The organism is Chitinophaga sp. sic0106, from assembly GCF_019219075.1.
Lineage (GTDB): Bacteria > Bacteroidota > Bacteroidia > Chitinophagales > Chitinophagaceae > Chitinophaga.
Map to the genome: position 1 here is coordinate 122,332 of NZ_JAHUWJ010000014.1, position 17,631 is coordinate 139,962.

The 17,631-nt window shown below is 47.3% G+C and carries 16 protein-coding genes; 2 read left to right on the top strand and 14 right to left on the bottom strand.

Annotation, left to right across the window (positions count from 1 at the left end; all coding sequences use genetic code 11):
• Positions 1-30: 30 nt before the first annotated feature.
• From KW844_RS19955 to KW844_RS19985, 7 genes are all read right to left on the bottom strand, one after another.
• Positions 31-1,455, bottom strand: coding sequence for a DHA2 family efflux MFS transporter permease subunit (locus tag KW844_RS19955; RefSeq protein ID WP_218378551.1), 1,425 nt, complete (start codon positions 1,453-1,455; stop codon positions 31-33).
• Complete coding sequence (locus KW844_RS19960) at positions 1,452-1,799, bottom strand: hypothetical protein (protein ID WP_218378552.1); 348 nt, start codon at positions 1,797-1,799, stop codon at positions 1,452-1,454. Before KW844_RS19960 ends, KW844_RS19955 begins: the two co-directional genes overlap by 4 nt.
• On the bottom strand, positions 1,792-2,733 hold the full coding sequence (locus tag KW844_RS19965; RefSeq protein WP_218378553.1) for a DnaJ C-terminal domain-containing protein: 942 nt from the start codon (positions 2,731-2,733) through the stop codon (positions 1,792-1,794). The genes KW844_RS19960 and KW844_RS19965 overlap by 8 nt, the downstream gene beginning before the upstream one ends.
• Positions 2,734-2,890: 157 nt before the next feature.
• The gene (gene glsA / locus KW844_RS19970; RefSeq protein ID WP_218378554.1) at positions 2,891-3,913 is read right to left on the bottom strand and encodes a glutaminase A; all 1,023 of its coding nucleotides are present in this window, start codon (positions 3,911-3,913) and stop codon (positions 2,891-2,893) included.
• Positions 3,914-3,923: 10 nt separating this feature from the next.
• The gene (locus KW844_RS19975) at positions 3,924-5,216 is read right to left on the bottom strand and encodes a DcaP family trimeric outer membrane transporter (RefSeq protein WP_218378555.1); all 1,293 of its coding nucleotides are present in this window, start codon (positions 5,214-5,216) and stop codon (positions 3,924-3,926) included.
• An 18-nt stretch (positions 5,217-5,234) separates the two neighbouring features.
• Entirely contained in the window at positions 5,235-6,674 is a 1,440-nt protein-coding gene (locus tag KW844_RS19980; protein ID WP_218378556.1) for an APC family permease, read from the bottom strand.
• Between the two features lie 89 nt (positions 6,675-6,763).
• Positions 6,764-8,179: a glutamate decarboxylase gene (locus KW844_RS19985; RefSeq protein ID WP_218378557.1), complete on the bottom strand. Its 1,416-nt coding sequence runs from the start codon at positions 8,177-8,179 to the stop codon at positions 6,764-6,766.
• Positions 8,180-8,438: 259 nt separating this feature from the next.
• On the opposite strand from KW844_RS19985, the gene KW844_RS19990 reads away from it, so the two are divergent.
• Positions 8,439-8,693: a hypothetical protein gene (locus tag KW844_RS19990; protein ID WP_218378558.1), complete on the top strand. Its 255-nt coding sequence runs from the start codon at positions 8,439-8,441 to the stop codon at positions 8,691-8,693.
• An 11-nt stretch (positions 8,694-8,704) separates the two neighbouring features.
• On the opposite strand, the gene KW844_RS19995 is transcribed toward KW844_RS19990, so the two are convergent.
• The 4 genes from KW844_RS19995 to KW844_RS20010 form a co-directional block, all read right to left on the bottom strand.
• Complete coding sequence (locus KW844_RS19995; protein WP_218378559.1) at positions 8,705-9,562, bottom strand: DUF4249 domain-containing protein; 858 nt, start codon at positions 9,560-9,562, stop codon at positions 8,705-8,707.
• A 3-nt stretch (positions 9,563-9,565) separates the two neighbouring features.
• Positions 9,566-12,199, bottom strand: coding sequence for a TonB-dependent receptor (locus KW844_RS20000; protein WP_218378560.1), 2,634 nt, complete (start codon positions 12,197-12,199; stop codon positions 9,566-9,568).
• A 52-nt stretch (positions 12,200-12,251) separates the two neighbouring features.
• Complete coding sequence (locus tag KW844_RS20005) at positions 12,252-13,223, bottom strand: FecR family protein (RefSeq protein ID WP_218378561.1); 972 nt, start codon at positions 13,221-13,223, stop codon at positions 12,252-12,254.
• 72 nt (positions 13,224-13,295) lie between these two features.
• Positions 13,296-13,811, bottom strand: a complete 516-nt coding sequence (locus KW844_RS20010; RefSeq protein ID WP_218378562.1) for an RNA polymerase sigma-70 factor — start codon at positions 13,809-13,811, stop codon at positions 13,296-13,298.
• 71 nt (positions 13,812-13,882) lie between these two features.
• Here KW844_RS20010 and KW844_RS20015 point away from each other — a divergent pair, with 71 nt between their 5' ends.
• On the top strand, positions 13,883-14,908 hold the full coding sequence (locus KW844_RS20015; RefSeq protein ID WP_218378563.1) for a quinone-dependent dihydroorotate dehydrogenase: 1,026 nt from the start codon (positions 13,883-13,885) through the stop codon (positions 14,906-14,908).
• 579 nt (positions 14,909-15,487) lie between these two features.
• On the opposite strand, the gene KW844_RS20020 is transcribed toward KW844_RS20015, so the two are convergent.
• From KW844_RS20020 to KW844_RS20030, 3 genes are all read right to left on the bottom strand, one after another.
• Positions 15,488-16,150: a hypothetical protein gene (locus KW844_RS20020; protein ID WP_218378564.1), complete on the bottom strand. Its 663-nt coding sequence runs from the start codon at positions 16,148-16,150 to the stop codon at positions 15,488-15,490.
• A gap of 27 nt (positions 16,151-16,177) precedes the next feature.
• On the bottom strand, positions 16,178-16,375 hold the full coding sequence (locus KW844_RS20025; protein WP_218378565.1) for a hypothetical protein: 198 nt from the start codon (positions 16,373-16,375) through the stop codon (positions 16,178-16,180).
• Between the two features lie 514 nt (positions 16,376-16,889).
• A complete protein-coding gene (locus KW844_RS20030) occupies positions 16,890-17,627 on the bottom strand; it encodes a 16S rRNA (uracil(1498)-N(3))-methyltransferase (protein WP_255578539.1) in 738 nt (245 codons plus the stop codon).
• Positions 17,628-17,631: the final 4 nt, after the last annotated feature.

Here is a 17,631-nt window from a genome sequence, read left to right on the forward strand (position 1 = left end):
TTATTTCTGAGATGCAGTCAAATATTGTTCCTAAGTATCGATATGCACGGCTTCTTCCTCCTTGCGCACAATATTGCGCCGTGGCATAAACCAGGCAGGTATGAGTGTCACCAGCAGGATGATCATGGAAATATGAAAACCCTGCTTCAATGCGAGGTGATGTGCCTGCATATTGGTTACCCCATTCAGGATATGCCCGTTGTAGGCTCCCTGTGTGATAATAGCCAGCATGGCAATACCGAGTGCACCACCTACCTGCTGCATCAGGGTGCTGATGCTGGAAGCCATGGTTACTTCCGGTGGACGCACGGCACTGATGGTGGCGGAATTAAGAGGCGCCAGCAGCAATCCCATTCCGAGGCCGCGGATCGTCATGGTGATGATCACACTGCGGATACTGCTGCCCACATCGAGCCGGGCAAACAGAAACATGGACACGGCCAGCAGCACCAACCCCGCCATGGATATTTCGCGACTTCCATGCTTATCGGACCACCTGCCTGCAAAGGGCATCAGGGCCGCCATAAACACGGAGTTGGGGAGTATCAGCAGCCCCGACATCCCTTCCGAAAATCCCATCTGCTCCTGTAACAGAAATGGCATCAGAAACAGCCCTCCAAACAGGGCCGCCGCCCTGGAAATGGTGACCAGTATACAACTCACGAAGGCGTAATTCCTGAATAGTTGTAAGTCTATGATAGGTGCTTTCACGCGCCGGTCGATTACTATAAATGCAATGAGCGAAAGGAAAGCTATTACCAGCGTAATGATGATTTGGGGAGATGACAAGCCCACTCTTTCGGCTTTAGCAATACCATATTGTAATCCTACCAGGAAAAGCGTCAGTGTGGTGAATCCCGCGAGATCGAACGGCAGCTTGATCTTCGGCTGCCGGCGCAAGATACCGAGGTATTTAAACGCCATCACCACCGTGAGTATGCCGATGGGCAGGTTAATATAAAAGATGGAGGGCCATCCGAAATGCTCCGTCAGTATACCACCAAGCGTAGGACCTATAGCGGGTCCTACGAGGTTACCGAGCCCCCACCAGCCTAATATAGTACCCCGCACCCTTGCAGGAAATACGTAGGAAATAATGGCCATGCTGGTAGGCGCCATGGCGCCACCGCCGAGGGCCTGTATGATACGGGCTACCAATAAACTGGACAGGTCCGTGGATAGGGCGCAGAGGAGTGATCCGATGGTGAAGAGCGTGATAGCGCCCAGGTAGAGATTAAAAAATCCGATGCGGTTTTTGAGCCAGTTGGTAAGAGGCATCAGTACAGAGAAGCTGAGCATGTACACCGTGATCACCCATTCGATTTCATCGAGTGTACAGTTGAACTGCCGGCTCATAACGGGAAGGGATATATTAACAATACTGGAATCTATCCCGGCCATGATAGTTCCCATAATGATCACAATCAATATACCCGTCCGGTTTACATCTCTCATACTTTATCTTTCATCATGAATATCAGCTGTGCTTTTGCCACCACTGGATTCAGCGGATTGCAGTTAATCATAAACAGGTACGATGCCAGCTCCGACAATTGCCAGTCGGTCACCATTTCACCGTCCTTAAAACAGTATACTTTCTGAAAGTTGAAGTTTACGGGAATATTCAGTGCAGCGCAGGCGTGCATGGCACGGTCCAGCGGCTCCTGCGCCATGGCCAGCTGTTCATAGCCCAGTTCTTTCATGATTTCACTGGCGGTGTACAGCAGCGGTGGATTCCGCAGTTGCGAAATTCTTTCCGTGGCTGCAATATCTTCGAGATAATCAAATAGTTTAAGCATGACCATTCTCATTTAATTGTGAAAGTTGCTGAAACAGTTCTTTTTCTTTGTCAGACAGGTGGGTGGGTATGCGTACCACCGATTTAATGTAGAGGTCGCCAGCGTTACCCTTGTTATCATATGCAGGCATCCCTTTACCTTTCAGCCGAAAAACCTTGCCACTATCTGTGCCTGCCGGGATATTCATATTCAGGGAAGCGCCTGGTGTGGGTACTGTTATTTTTCCACCCAGCACGGCGGTATACAGGGGAATATCCACATCCGCATACAGGTCTTGTCCTTTGAGTTCATACCCGGGGTGGGGTGCTAGTTGTATGGAGATGAGTAAATCCCCGTTTTCACCACCCTGGCGGCCCGGAGAACCTTTTCCCTTCAATCGTATTACCTGACCTTCATAAAGGCCCGGTTTGAGCTTTATATTCAATCTGCTGCCACTTACTTCTACCTGGCGGGTAGCGCCGTTATAGGCATCTGCCAGGCTCACCTCCATGGTGGCCTGTACATCGCGGCCGCGCGTGGTACGTTGCTGTCTGCGGCCACCGCCGGAAAAGCGGTTTCCAAACAGTTGTTCGAAGAAGTCAGAAAAATTACCTCCTTCCCCGCCAAACATATCATCCATATTGCCCTGGTAGGTGTAGGACTGACCGCCGCCACCGCCGCCAAACTGGGACCAGTCGTAGTCTTCCGGACGGCCGCCATGCTGTTCGTAGTATTTATAGTTTTCACCGAACTGGTCATATTTCTTGCGTTTGTCGGCGTCGCTCAGCACTTCATAGGCCTCATTGATTTCTTTGAACTTATCTTCGGCGGCTTTATTATCAGGGTTTTTATCGGGGTGATATTTCACCGCCAGTTTTCTGTAGGCTTTTTTGATCTGGTCTGCTGTTGCACTCTTTTCTACGCCCAGGATTTTATAGTAGTCTTTTACATCCATAATTATAAAACTTGTTATGGTATGAACTTGTTCTATGAAATTACGGAATCATAAAGATTTTTTCATTCAGGTTCCGAATCAGCGGCCACCGCAGGTGACCGCTGATTCGGGAGGTAGCCTTGCCTCAGGTAAGGCTACCTCCCGAACTATTTAAAAATTAATTCCTTCCATCTAACAAATTCAAACCTAATTTATCCACCATATATTTCACCGCTAACTGACCTTTCACACTGTTTCCTGCTTTATCCAACGGTGGGGCAAACACGGCAATAGCCAGTTTACCGGGAACAACGGCAATAATGCCGCCACCAACACCACTCTTACCTGGCAGCCCGGTGTGGTATACCCAATCGCCGGTAGAGTCATACAACCCTTCCGTAATCATATTGGCTAATATTTTCGGACAGAAATCAGGGTTGATGACTTTTTCTTTCGTCACCGGGTTGATACCATTATTGGCCAGGGTGCCCGCCATCACGGCAAGGTCTCTGGCATTGGTACCATAGGAACAGGCTTTTGTGTAAAGATCTACGGATACATCTACATCATCATAAAACCTGCCATAAGAATACAGCAGCCAGGCGATTGCCCTGTTATGCTGATTGGTAACGGTTTCCGACTGATAGAGTTTATCTATGACAGGTAGTCGGCGCCCTGCAAATTTGGCAAAAATATCATCAATTTTTGTCCATTTGGCGGCACTGTTGGGTGCTCTTACAAAGCTGTTAGTGGCCATGGCACCAGCGTTTACAAGTGGATTTACGGCTCTGGCGGGTTCTAACTCTACCGCCAGTACGGAGTTAAAAGGCATACCAGTTGCATTTACACCAATACTGTCTTCAATGGCTTTAGCACCATTGTCCTGCATAGCCAATGCCAGTACAAATACTTTTGAGATAGACTCGATACCAAACTCATACTTGGTGTCGCCCACTTCAAAAACTTTTCCATCGGCCGTGCATACCACGATGCCATATAGTTTGGGGTCCACATCCGCCAGATAGGGAATGTAATTGGCGTTGGCACCGCCGGGAGCATTCTTAAATTTATCATACGCCTCGTTCATGGCTGCACGGATGCTTGTTTCCGTAAGCCCTGGCTTTGCTTTCTGCGCCATCAAACTGCTGGCTGGCAGCAGTAAACATATCAATGCGCAGATCACAGTGTGCATGCTTTTCATAAGGAATGTTTTAAAATTTGTACATCATTGATAGCTGGAGCCGGCTGTTGTCGCCGCTCTGGTCATCAATAGTGATATGTTTGCCATAGAGATATTCCAGGCCGAATTTCACAAAGGAAGATGGATAATACAGCAGGTTCAACACGCCGTATTGGGTGGATTTGAAGTCTGTAACCGGCTGCCATTGCTGGTTGTCCAGCTTGAGGTAACTATAGCCAAAGGTTGTACTCAGTTTATCTGACCACCAATGATCATAGAATCCATAAATACCCAGGACTGGAATGGTTTTGATGGCTGACTGGCTTTTAACCACCGCATCGTAGCCGGAGCCGCCTATATCATTGAAGTAACGGGAAATCCCCTGCCCATATGCCGCCTGAAACATAATATTATCCTTGCTTTTATCACTCACCTCTATAGTACCGGTCAGGTTAACTCCCCATCCGATATTGGTCGTCATTTCATCAGCAGCATTATCAAACGTGATCGGATGAAAAAGCCCTGCCAGCTGTATATGCGTATTTGAGGTTAAATTACAGCGAAACTGTGCTACCACGTCTGGAAAAATCGTTCGGGATGAAAGGCCGGAATCTATTGGATAACGGACACTATTGCCTGGATTTTCCAGCGAAAATGCCAATGTGGATTTTCTTGACAATGGCTGGGTATACCTAAGTTGTACCTGTCTGACAAAAACCATGGCATTAGGACCTTCATAATCAATGGTATTGGGGAATGCATCTATATCCATGAATGCCGACCAGTACTGCCCGCCTCCCCATCTTCCTAATTCGCCCCATGCATGGCGCAGATGTGGCACCAGCGATCCGTCAGAATTGTACAGATCAAATTCCAGGATTGTTTTGAGTTTTCCCAATTTGGTATCTGACTCCGAACCAATACTGAGCCTGGTTTGCCGGGGGGAAAAAGTCACGTTGCCCCTGGAACCATTGTTAACGGGAATGCTGGCGGTGGCAAACGCCCATGCATTTCCTGGCTCCTTAAAATCAAAAATGAAGTCCGCCTGCACAAAGCCCCCAATGGTGAGCTTGGTATTGTTTAAGTCCGCCACCACAAATCCGCCATAGCGGCCTGACTCCAGGCTACTCCTTGTTTGGGAACGATTTTCAGGCAGCGGTCGTATATTTTGTTTTTGTATGCGGTTCACTTTTGCCTCGAGACTATCAATCCGCCTCAACAGGCTATCAGTGCTAACCTGCGCCTGCGCGGGGATCACAAAACACGATAGTAATGCTACACTACCAAAAAAAATCCTCCTTGAACAGTAAAGGTATTTTATCATAGTGATTGTATTATTCTTTTAGAGATGTGTGTGCGGCTTTTTAGCAATTATCAGCGGAATCGCAACAAAAATGATGGTACCGCCAGCAACCATGGCCACGTAGGAAGCAGGGCTACCCACCGGCAACTGCGTTGGCGGGAAAAATGCCACCACAAAGGAAAACAGGGTTGCCACAAAACCAATTCCGGCGAAAAACCACATCCCTTTATTTCCGCCCGGTACTTTATAGGTTCTCGGCAGATCCGGTTCTGTATATCGCAGTTTAATACCAGCTGCATACATCATCAGGTACATGATCAGGTATAAACCAATGGTAAGTGCACTCAACAGGAAGAAGGCCACACTCACATTATCCATAAAGAAATACAGGGACGACAGAATGGTAACGATACAGCCCTGCACAATCAGTATATTAATCTGTACACCGTTTGCATTGGTTTTGGACCAAAATGGAGGTAACACCCCCTCCTTGGCTGTCCACAGCAAACCACGGCTGGGACCAGAGATCCAGGAGGTTACACCTGCTAATACCCCAAAGGCCGCCAAAATACCAATGATACTGGTAGCCCATGGCACCCCTACTTTGGTAAAGATCACCCGGAATGCTTCCATTAACCCTGCCTGCAGGTCTATCTGGTCATAAGGCAATACGGTAGCTACTGCCAGCGAGCCAAAGGTGAAAAGGGCGAATATGATAATACCGGCGAGTAAAATAGATTTAGGAAAATCTTTCTGTGGATTATCTAACTCCTGCGCATGTACGGCGTGTACTTCCACACCGGCAAATAACAGGAGAATCCCGGCCAGGAAGGCAATATCACCTACACCACCGATAAAAGGGAAGAGCCGGGGATGTAACCTTCCATCTACCTCCTTCACTATACTTGCCACGTTTTCCTGTGGATGAAGGAATTGTATCTCCTCTCCCTTAAAAATATAAACGATCGCAATGAGAATGATAACGACACCCGGAATAACGGTACCTACTACAAACCCATAACTGGTAACCTTGCTGATCAGGTCAGTGCCTTTTAATGCCAGCAGGGTAGCCAGCCAATAAATGATGATGGAAAATATTCCCACAAAAGTTCCGTTATTGGCCAGCTCCGGTTTGCCAATGGTATATCCGATACACGCTGCCGCAAATGCCAGTACCGTGGGGTACCACACCACATTTTGTATCCATTGCAGCCAGATGGCCAGAAATCCCATCCTGGAGCCATATGCCGCTTTGATCCAGGTATATACACCGCCTCCTTTGGTACTAAAAGCACTACCTAATTCGGCAGCCACCAGTGACGCTGGTATGAGGTATAAAAAGGTGGCAAAACCGATATAGAAAAACATAGTGAGCTCCTCTTTTGCCATCATGGGAAGTCCGCGCAAGCTAATCACCGCAGCGGCGGTCATCAGGGCCAGACTCACGTAAGTTATTTTGGTGGATGAAGTTGCAGCCATATTCAGAAACAGTTTGAATGCGTTAAAAAAACTGGCAGCCAATAACAAGCCGTAAAGGATTGTTACTAACTGCCAGCATGATTTTTTTACTAGTTATGTGCATAACCACCGGCTTCTTCCCGGGTGAGCGGAACAGAAATCGGGTGTTTTTGGAAGTAATCGATCGCACGTTTGATATCGTTGATCAGCAGATCAGCCATATCCCTGCTGAATCCGTGCCGTACCAGCACACGCTGAATCACCACATCTCCCATATTGGATGGTAACGGATATGCGGCAATCTGCCATCCCCTCATACGTAAACGATCACTCAAATCATATAGGGAAAAACCAGGATTCAGACCCTCTTTGATGCGCCAGGAAGCCCCAGGCAATCCACCACGGCCATCATAGAATAAATCAAACAAGCCGAGTTCCTTAATAGCGTCAGCGATATATTGAGCGTGCGACATATTCGCTTCCATGATCCTTTTATAGCCCTCTTTGCCCAGACGCAGGAAATTATAATACTGGGCAATGATCTGGCCACCCGGACGGGAGAAGTTCAGTGCAAACGTAGGCATGTTTCCTCCCAGGTAGTTTACATTAAAAATCAGATCCTCCGGCAAATCACTGCGGTCACGCCATACGACCCAACCCACTCCGAGCGGTGCCAATCCGTATTTATGTCCGGAAGCATTGATAGATTTCACTCTGGGCAAACGGAAATCCCATGCCAGATCCGGGGTAATAAAAGGTGCAATGAATGCGCCACTGGCAGCATCTACGTGAATAGGCACATCGATTCCGGTATCTTTTGCATGTTTATCCAGCGCATCGCTGATCTTTTTCACATCCTCGTACTGGCAGGTGAAAGTAACACCCAGCGTAGGAACCACACCGATTGTATTCTCATCAACGCGGCTCAGTACATCTTCGGGCTGCATGGTAAGCTTACCAGGCTCCAGTGGTATTTCGCGCAGCTCCACATCAAAGTAACGGGCGAATTTATGCCAGCATATCTGGACGGCGCCACATATAAGATTGGGTTTGGAGTCGTCTTTACCGGCAGCTTTACGTTTCTTGCGCCATTGCCATTTCAGGGCCAGTCCACCCAGCATGGCTGCCTCGCTGGAGCCGGTAGTACTACAACCGATGGTGGTAGTGGCAGCAGGAGAGTTCCAGAGGTCCGCCAGGATATTCACACAACGTGCCTCAATAGCCGCTGTTTGCGGATACTCATCTTTATCGATCATGTTTTTGTCGATGCAGTCGTCCATGAGCTTATGCACCTCTTCGTCCATCCAGGTTTGGCAAAATGTGGCGAGGTTTTGTTTGGAGTTACCATCCAGCAGCAACTCATCTTTCAACAAGGCATACACATTTTCAGGCAGGTGGGACGTTCCGGGCATTTTATTTAGCTCTATCCCTTCGCGCATGTAGGGCGAGGTGTAAATGTCTTCACCTAAATGGGGTTTGTCGGCCCCATTCCCATTGCTTTGGTGTTTAAAAATCTGTAAGGGCATAATCAACCATTTTGATTTAGTGATTAAAGGATGCAGGTTTCCGTGTTTTTATAACAGCGTCACAATATGGGATAGGACAAAACTATTATGAGAAATAAACAATGATTTGTGAGCGCTGACCAAGAGAACACATGTGTTACGAAAATGTTCATACACAACAAAATGGGAGGATGGAGTTATTTTTTTTTCAAAAAAATAGTTCGTTGTTCAACTAAATTCAACCTCAGGCGTTATAGGCGGAAAGTAATTTGGTATTCACATGGATTGGGATGAGATTTTAGATCCTTTTTCACAAGATTTTCAGCAGGCAATGGAAGAACAATTAAGGATAGTAAATGTACAGGATGGATTGGTTACTGCCGCCAACGACCTGATTAAAGCGCATTTTCCGTCGGTGGAGAAACTCCCGGCGCCGGCACAGAAAAAACTGCAGCGGGTAATCATCAGCCAGTCCGTACAAATGGCCAACGCTATCCATGAGGCTATGCAGCAAGGTTCCCATGAGGAGGAATGAAGAAAACCCGTTTAGTCAACTTTAAAAACCAACCGTTTAGTATTTATGCCAGCAACGATACCATAGCCATTCCCGACATTTGAGAACACTCTGATCGGCTCTGACACAATAACGCCGCTATTGCCCTGTTGCAGCGCAACGGTACGCAGGTACTGCCAGGCGTTGTAGGTTAACGTAGTTACTTCTACCATCAGGCTATCTGACTGGTTAATGGGGTCCTGTGTTTGTAATACAAAGGTAAGTTCGCGCCCGTCGAAACGGCTGTCGTCCATGATCAGACTGGTGCTGTTACCGTTGGCGATCATGTCGATCAGATTGTTATTAAAAGCCGGATCAAGGCGAAAAAGTAGTGCGGATTTAGCGGAGCTATTTTCTACGGTAAATACCCGCAAACGATAATAATTGCCTGTACCCGGATAATCTCTCAGGATAAATTTAATCCTGGTGGAGGATTTTTGTGCACTACCATCCCTTACCTGCGGCACTGCGGGCAGGGTATCGTATGCCGAAACGGGCTGTAATCCGCTACTGCCGGCACTTACTTTGTATTGCAAGCCTGGTTTGGCAGGCATACCGGAAACAAAATACCTGCGGCCGGCAATGGTTTGCAGGGTCACCGGCAATACGGTGCCATCGCTGGCAGCGATATTTACCTGTGCCCCTGCCTCTTCTTTAAAAGCAGTTTCGTCATACTCACTTACCGGCACGCTACGGGTCACCCGTACATAGATCAGGCTATCCGGTTGCATGAAGGTATTCATGACCAACTTATCCCCTTCATAGGCAATTTCTATATCCACCCGTTTTTCACAGGCACACCATACCAGTAATAACGGGAACGCATATATGAAATACACCAGCTTCTTCATAAACTAAAATTTTACTGAATAGGTTACACTAGGTAAAATAGGCAGTATGACCACTTTGGAGAGATAACGCTGTTTCGCCTCATCATCTCTTTTTACATAGTAATAAAAAGGATTTTTATGATTGTAGACGTTAATCACGCTGAAATTCCAGGTGCGGCTCCATTTAGCGCGCTGCTTCGTCCAGTTAATCCCGATATCCAGCCGGTGGGAGTTTTCGGTCCGATAGTTATACCGGTTGCCGTACCTGTCAATTGAATTTCCCGGGCCGGTTACAGGGTCCCAGGGTGAGCCGGTTTCAATCCCTTCATAACTGGCCACTGGCAAGGTAAGCGGAGAGCCGGTAGAAAAACGCCAGGAGGCAGAAAAATCCCAGTTTTTAGCCAGCACCTGGTTGAACACCACTTCAACATCATGGCGATGATCATATTTGTACGGGAAGATTTTACCATTATTAATATCTGCAAACTTCCTGGTACTCCACGATAACGTATAACCAATCCAACCGGTGGTAGTCCCTTTTTTCTTTGCTATCATCACTTCCCCTCCATAGCTCCAGCCACGCCCTACGCTCACCTGGTCTTCCCAGCGCAGCAGATCCGGGGTAATGAAGCCCATCGGATCACGTAACTCAATCATATTATGCATGTTTTTATAATAGCCTTCCACCGTGAACTCATACACCTGCCGGTTACTGGTTTTGGCAATGCCCAGTGCCATTTGGCGGGACGACATCGGCGCTACCCGGTCGGTAGCCGGCACCCAGATATCAGTCGGTAGTGAAGTCCCATAGTTGGATAGCAGGTGGATATACTGATTCATCTGCGTATAGGCTGCCTTCAGTGCCCAATTTTTCGGAAGCATGTAACGTAGTCCCAGCCTGGGCTGCAGGCTATGGTACAATTTCCCCGACACCAGGAATCCGGATGCATGCAGGCCGGCGTTTACAAAAAAAACGGGACTCAGCTGCCAGTCATCCTCGATGTAAAGCAGCATTTCTGCAGCGGTATTCTGCGGGCCATTGGCAACAGTATCCAGCGGTGTTACCGAGCCACTTTTATCTGCAAAGGTGGACATGGAGGGTTTAAAATCATGGATGTTCACAGCGGTCCCGAACCGGAGCCCATGACTCGGCGCAGGGCGATAGTCAAAGTCGGCACGTACCCCTGCAATCTCCATCCGGGAGCGGTAAGAGCCTACCTGGTCAATAAGCTCATTGGCCGCAGGCAATGTATACTTATACCCGATTTGCGTGCTAAAAGCGTAGGTAGAATAATTGAGGCTGATATTTGAAAACAACTTCGGACCATAGATATGATTCCAGCGCAACGCCCCGATGGTATTGCCCCAGCTAACATCAAAACCACTACTGAGCATGTTGATCTTTGCCGTATCGGGGATACTGGTAGAATCGAGGTGCAGGCTCATTTTATCTTCCCCGGTATAAAAGCTGAGATATAGCCTGTCTTTAGGAGAGAAGATATGATTCAGTTTAGCATTGATATCGTAGAAATAAGCAGATAAGTCGGCTTCATTTTTTTCATCATCTTCCAGGCGTATCAGGGAATTGTAAACCAGGTCAGGGTAGGATCTCCGGGCAGAAACGATAAAGGAGGTTTTATCCTTAACAATAGGCCCTTCCAGGTCGAATTTGGTGGAGATGAGGCCTATGGCTGCATCCCCGTGAAAGCTGTTCATATCCCCGTCTTTAAGGGTGATATCCACCACGGAGGAGAGCCGCCCGCCGAAACGGGCCGGGAATGCGCCTTTATAGAGGTCCGTTGATTTTACCACATCCGGATTGATAAGAGAAAATATGCCGAAAAAATGTGAAAAGTTGAATATTGGAGAGCCATCGAGCAGGATGAGGTTTTGATCCGGGCTGCCGCCACGTACGTGCAGACCAGAAACGCCATCCATACCGCCGCTTACACCGGGTATGGCCTGCAGGGTGCGTATCAGGTCAGCGTCGCCAAGGAGTCGCGGTGTTTTATTCACCGCCGCGGAGGAGATATTGACTTTACTCATCTGCGTTTGGTTTTGCAGGTTATTACCTTCTCCTCCGTTCACCACTACTTCCTTGAGGAGAGTGGTTGACTCCAGTGAAATTTCGATGGTGCGGTCGTTTTTGGGAAATTGTCGCCACTGCGGCTGGTATCCTATAAACGACACGACTACACTGCTGGTATCTTTGGTGGTGGTGAAGCTAAAGAAGCCGTATTGATTGGTAACCGTGCCTTGCTGCAAGGTGGGCGACCAGATGGTGGCGCCGGGGAGTCGCTCGCCGGTGGCGGCATCTTTCACATATCCGTTGATGGTGCGGGTGGTTTTGTTATTGGGTAGCAGCACGAGGAGATCCCCTACGCGGGTAAACTTGATATCATCGGGTGCGAAGAGGTCTTCCAGCACCGTTTTCAGGCGTTGGTTATGGACAGTTACTGTTACTTTCCTGGATAAATTGACAAGGTCGCGGCTATAGGAAAAATGGATGTTATAATTTTTCTCCAGCAGCTCGCATACGGTTTGCAAAGATTGGTGCTGCACTACTACCGTCACCTTCGTTTGCCAATCCCATCCCAGAACCTGTAGCGGCAAGCTCAAAAAAAAGAGCACCGTCAACAGTTTTCCGGTCAACGACATAGTAATATTAAATTAAAAGTATGTTTAACAGATTATAGTGATAACAGTGCCTTTATTTAAGGCGGTATTGACGGGGGCCGGTTTGTTCCCACTGAGCGCCTACGCTGAGTGCCAGGGACTTCATCACATCTTCGATGCTGGCTCCGTTAAGGTTTGTTTTCACCGTTAGTTTCAGCATGGCGGTATCTTCCACGATGATTCTTACATCATAGAGTACGGTGACGGTTTGTAACACTTCTTCAAGCGGTACGTTTTGGAAATCCAGGGATTTCTGTACCGGATCGATTACGTGGGTGGCTACACGGAAATCCTGGCGGGCGGCGTCCTGTTGGAGGAGCATACCTTCTGAAAGGACTACGCTATCTGCCCGGGCGTGATCGATGACCATTACTTTACCGCTGCTGACGTGTACTTCGAGGATGGCGCTTTCCGGCTGATAGTTGACCGTAAACCGGGTTCCCAGCACTTTCACTTCTGTGCGTCCGAGGGACACGATGAAGGGTTGGCTGGGGTTTGCGGCCACATCAAAAGCGGCACTACCTTTCAGTGTTACCTTTCGGTTTTTATCGTTGAAGCCTTTGGCCACATTGAGGGTGGAGGCTTTTCCTTTCAGTTCTATTTTACTGCCATCCAGCAGGGTTGCCTGCAGGGGGCCTGCATATTTTTCGGCCGGGCGGGTAAGGAGGTACCAGGTACCGGCACAGCATATTAGCAGTAGTACTGCTGCGGCTCTCCAAAGATTTTTCCAGGAGAAGTTTCGGACGGGTTGCAGTTGGGCAGGTGTTTCCGGCACGTCCATTTGCTGGTATAGGCGTTGCCAGGAGGAGCTGGTATCTGCCTGGATGCTGTATTGCTTTGCGGCGGCGGTGTCCAGCACTTTTCGCAGGGCATCCAGCAGTTGCTGGTTGTCCGCATGCGCTGTAAGCCAGTTATCTACCCAGGCACGTTCTTCCCCGTCCGCTTCATCGAGCAGATATTTGCAGAGCAGGGTGTAGAGTGCTTCGTCAGAGAACGATGGTATCATTATACAGTGTATGCGTTGTTTACATATGACGCACCTGAAAAGGGTTGTCCCCTATCCGGGCCGGATATTTTTTTAGAAAAGGAATCCTGTCAATAGCGGCAGGTATTCTTTAAGTTCCTGGTGGAGGATTTTCAGTGCTTTCCCCATCTGGTTTTCTACGGTTTTCACCGAGATGTTCATGGTTTCGGCGATTTCAGCGTATTTGAGCTGTTGGTGGCGACTGAGGACGAAGACTTCGCGGCATCTTTCCGGGAGTCGTTCCAGGGCCTGGTGGTAGAGTTGTTCCAGTTCACGCACTTCGGCGGCCTGGGTAGCGGCGTCGCGATGCTGGCTGTAGGCGGTTTCTTTTTCGCTTCTAACGGTAGCTTTGCGCCACTGGCTGATGGCGGCATTTCTGATAGCAGAAAACAGGTATGACTTTACGGGCCCGGTAATAACAATCGTATCCCTTTTTTCCCATAGCTTCAGGAACACTTGCTGAACTATTTCCTCGGCCTCGTGCATATCGCCCGTGTAATGGGTCGCGAAGGCGAGGCAGTGCGCATGATTTTCCCTGAACAAATCCTCAAATGATTGGAGCGCCAACATGATGAGGTGCAAATATAGGTGATCTCCAGTAACATCAATGGATAGAAAAAATTTCTACCTTTGCCCCCGACATGTACAATCTGATCAAAAATATCCTGTTCCGCTATCCGCCGGAAAACATTCACCACAGCGTTATGCGTGGCATGAAAACGATTTATTCCCTGCCGCTTGGCAAGCAAATCCTGGAATCATTTTGCGGAGTAAAAGAGAAAGGGCTTGAAAGAGAAGTTTTCGGGCTCAAATTTTCTAATCCAGTAGGACTGGCAGCCGGTTTCGACAAGGATGCCAAATACATTGATGAGCTGGCGAGTCTGGGTTTTGGATTTGTGGAGATAGGTACTGTTACGCCGGTAGCACAGCCGGGAAATGATTTACCGAGGCTGTTCCGCCTGCCGGCAGATAAGGCGCTGATCAACAGGATGGGCTTTAATAACGAGGGTGCAGTGGCAGCTGCCAGGCGCCTGCAACATAAAAAGTCCAATATCATTGTAGGTGGTAACATTGGAAAAAACAAGGTTACCCCTAACGAAGAAGCGGTAAGTGACTATGAAAAGTGCTTCCATGCGCTGTTTGATGTGGTGGATTACTTTGTGGTAAATGTAAGCTCTCCAAATACGCCTAACCTGCGTGCCTTGCAGGAAAAGGAACCACTGAAGCAATTGCTGCATCACCTGCAGTTTCTTAATAGTCAGAAGAAAGTACAGAAGCCTATATTATTGAAGATTGCACCGGATTTAACCACTGAGCAATTGGATGATATTGTGGAGATAGTACAGGAGACTAAACTGGCGGGTATCGTAGCTACCAATACTACCATTAGCCGGGAGGGCCTGGAAACGCCTGCCACTGAAGTAACGGAAATTGGTGCTGGTGGCCTGAGCGGATTGCCGGTGAAAGATAAATCCACGGAGGTGATCCGTTATATCCACAAAAAAAGTAATGGGGCTTTTCCGATTATTGCAGTGGGGGGTATTTTTACAGCTGCGGATGCGCAGGAGAAGTTGGACGCGGGTGCTGCGCTGGTACAGGTGTACACCGGGTTTATTTATGAGGGTCCAACGATTGTGAAAAAGATTTGTGCGGGGCTGCGGAGGTAACACCGCTACCTGGGCCGAACAGGTTTTAAGAGAAAGCATTCGCGTTCCTTGCTACTACGGAGCATCAGTTTGCCGGGCAGGTTTGAGGGCAGCATTTACTTTGATCGCATGTACAGAGCAGCAACCCATAGTAGCAATTCATTACCTGTACGGGAATAATGGAACAAACTAATCAGCATTTGTTGATATAACAGGGCTGGCCGTAGAAACGGCCAGCCTTTTTTGATAAGGAATGTAACAGTACTATGCGAGCGATTGTGCCAAAAATTTGGTTAACAAACAAATGAGGTTAACAAACAATGGGGGTTAACAAACAACACCTCTATCATCTAATTACAAAAATGAAATGATTATTATGATTCAAAATTATTCAAATGGAGAAGGCAAAAACCGCGTTTTCGGGCACGGAAGTCCCCGAATGAGAATGAACACGATCAAGATAAGTTGAACAAAATGAACAGAAACATCCAACACTATAGGAACTGCTACCACACAGGGTTCACAGCAATTTTAGGGTGGTACGGAATTGATACGAAAAGAAGGAAAAGGGTAACAAAAAAAACCGGTTAACTAAAAAAATCAGCTGGCTATAGCGGGAGCTGCTACTGTTTGGTGGAAAACATCACCGTTCCATGGCTGCATTACCCGGGGCATAAACAAACCTTTGATGCAATTTGGATTGCGGACGCAGATCTGGATGTGACTTTTGTCCATAAAGGAGGCACCGGGGTAAATGGGTTGACCTTCGATGAAAGCGCAGCGGACGGTATCGTAGGGCTGTTTCTTAGTTTCAACCATTCTCGAATGAACCGATTCCAGAACTACGCTATCCAGGAATCTTAATACTTTGTCTTCACTTTGAGGATCACTTACCGGATTAATATTTCCTGGCAATGATTGGTGACCTAGGGTAGCAATAGTACTTTGCCAAGCCGATCTCAGCACATCAATACTACTCTTATCAATTAAATCCAGGCATCTTTCTAAATTAATCACCGCCCCAATAACTGCCGGTTCTTTTACTTTTCCCATCCTGGCCTGTTGACAAGCAAAATCATATGCTCGCTCATAATTATTCTGCCAGAAATAAATTCCAGCACCTAGCCAATCATATCTATTTGTGCTTGGCCGCAAAAATTCAGAACCGGTAATAACTTTTTCCGCTACACTTTTATCACAACCATGGAAACAAAGCAGCAATCCTTCATTTGCTGAATAAATAAAAGATGATTTCTCCATCATATTATAATATTTATTTGATAATTAAACTTATAAACTTTCAATTTGAGGCTTACTCCCCTTGACCTTAAAAAAATAAGCATTCGTTATCATATACTCTTTTGCTTCTTCACAAACATTTAAGGAGTTAATACTACTCTCCCAGTTTTCCATTGATGATCTGGCCCTTTCCCAAAATTCTTTTATATCGTTTTTTAACTCTTCATAATATTCAGGTGTCTGTTGCATGATTATGTATTTATTGGTGAATAATTAATTGTGGAAACCAGCAATTGGAAATTATGCTTTCTTCGATGGGGCCAGTCAATATTAGGCCCTCTCCTACCAATTTTAAATAAATGAGAGTGCTCTATATACCGTTCTTTCATTTCCTCCGTGATATTCATTGACCTAATTGCCTTCTCCCAATTTTCCTGCTAGGTGGTTGCCTCATCTAACCATTCTTTCAATCCATTTTCTACTTTTTCATAAAATTCAAGTGATCTTTGCATATGCTATTTTTTTAAGTCATTAACAATAAATTCATACTCCAAAGTTAATTCTAAAAAACATTCAAAAACCGCTTCTACAAAGGATTTCATCCCCGAATGAATGAACAGATCAAGTTGATAATGAACAGATCAAATTGCACATTTTAGTGCAGAAGAACTCCTTCCCTCAAATCAGCTATGCCAGCCTATAGGCATAAAAAAAGCGTGGGATTTTACCCCCACGCTTGTATACAGAAAAAATTTTTTATTTTTTAAGATGGCAACTTCGCATTCATCAGCACCGCCGCTACCATACCCGCCGTTTCCGTGCGCAATCTCGTGCGCCCCAGCGATACCGGCCGAAAGCCTGCTGCCAGCGCCTGCTGCACCTCCTCTGGCGTAAAATCCCCTTCCGGGCCAATCAGTATGATCGTGTCCTTTCCCGCCATCATCGCATCCTGCAATTCGGTTTTCTGATCCGGTAAACAATGGGCGATAAACCGCTGCGGGTCCTTGTTTCCTTTCACCACCTTATCCAACAACTGCGGCTCCTCCAATACCGGCAGCCAGAACTGCTTCGACTGCAACATGGCCGATACCAGAATACTGTTCAGTCGCTCCGCCTTTATCTTCTCCTTCTCCGTACGGGCAGTTACCAACGGAATGATGGTCTGAATCCCTATCTCCGTAGCTTTTTCGAGAAACCACTCTATACGGCCCGCATTTTTAGTAAACGCAATGGCTATACGAAGCGCCGGTGCAGGAGGCGGTAACATCTCCCTAACCTGCACCTGTACCTGACATTTTTTTCTGTTGTCATCTGTAATAACAACCGTATATTTTGAACCACGGCCATCGGCCAGCAGCACCTGATCACCCTTTTCGTGGCGCAATACCTGTATGCAATACTTGGAGGTATCCTCGTTCATCGTATACAAAGCTGCATCCTGCTGTATGTCCGGTGCGTAAAAAACAGGCAATTCCATGTTGATCGTTCTTCGTTTCTGCAAAAGT